The organism is Blautia faecis, assembly GCF_027662325.1.
Lineage (GTDB): Bacteria > Bacillota > Clostridia > Lachnospirales > Lachnospiraceae > Blautia_A > Blautia_A faecis.
This window is the reverse complement of sequence record NZ_JAQDKY010000109.1, coordinates 1-1,151: the sequence shown is the minus strand read 5'-3', so window position 1 is coordinate 1,151 and position 1,151 is coordinate 1. Positions and strand designations below refer to the sequence as shown.

Below are 1,151 nucleotides of genomic sequence, written 5' to 3'. Positions count from 1 at the left end.
ATCGCGCAGCGATTTTGTTCAACGGGAAGTTGGTTACTTCTTGTAATTCATTTTCTTACTTAATACCCCAAACAAAGCCAATAAAAATATTCCTATTCCAAGCAATACGCCAGCCACTTTCATTAATTCATTGTTTGTATACTCTGTATCCGGAAGAATCCCATACTTGTAATAAGAATAACTAACATGGTCTATGGTATATGCAGCTATGGAATCTCCTACATTATATTCCGAATATACAAATCCCGGTACTTGCATTCGCTTGTGATAATCATTCACTTTTCCATTGTTGTAGTAGAAGAAATAATTCTGAGATATCGTATCAGCCGAGGCATCTTCAGCCCTTTTACCTGTAATCACAATATCCTCCATATAGTAATCTTCTCCCAGTACCATCTCTTCCATTTGTGTATTAAATGCTTTAGATGTCAAAAGTATATTTATCCAGACTGTAATGAAAGCTATACTTAAAATAATGAAACAAATCCAAAACAAAATTTTCTTTTGATTTCCAGTTAATATTTCTTTTGATTCTTTGTGCTCAACCAATTTATTACTCATTCCATAATACCTCTAAAGTACTTTTTTCTTCTTCCTTCCCTTCGTCCAAGAAGTGTATCTCACTCAAAGAACTCGGTCAATCCCGATTTGCACTTCAAATCGTTTTCTTCATTCTATCACAGCATCTATTATTCTGCCATCAATCTTTCGAACCAGGTATCCATGACAATAATAAACTGGCTTGCCCCTTTCCATTCTTGCAGCATTTCATCCAGAGTTTTGTGCTTCACATATTTCTGTACATACACCCAGGTGGCAACACTGCTGGCCTGAGAAATAATTCCTGCTATAATTTTACGCATAGTTTCTTCAAATTCCGCGATTTCTTCTTTTGGAACGATGTCATAGAGATCTGGAATCTGAAAATCTTCCTTCTCACAATTTTCATCCACATCAATTAGATCTGCCGTCACTCTCTTTCTGGATTCCTCAGGTAATTTCAAATATTGCCAGATCATTGAGACCACTTCGGACGGTGTGTTTTTTTTGATTGGTGGTAATTGTATAAAATCATTCTTTTCACTCATTTTCATATCCTCCTCAAGATAAAATAAAGTCAATAATACATTCTCTTGTCATGTCCAGTACAG

At 35.4% G+C, this 1,151-nt stretch carries 2 protein-coding genes; both read right to left on the bottom strand.

Features of this window, described 5'->3' with window-relative positions:
- Positions 1-33: 33 nt before the first annotated feature.
- Positions 34-561 carry a hypothetical protein gene (locus PGQ38_RS19350; RefSeq protein WP_270433207.1) on the bottom strand — a complete coding sequence of 176 codons (528 nt, stop codon included), beginning with the start codon at positions 559-561 and terminating at the stop codon, positions 34-36.
- Positions 562-689: 128 nt separating this feature from the next.
- Positions 690-1,088, bottom strand: a complete 399-nt coding sequence (locus tag PGQ38_RS19345) for a hypothetical protein (RefSeq protein WP_330674559.1) — start codon at positions 1,086-1,088, stop codon at positions 690-692.
- Positions 1,089-1,151: the final 63 nt, after the last annotated feature.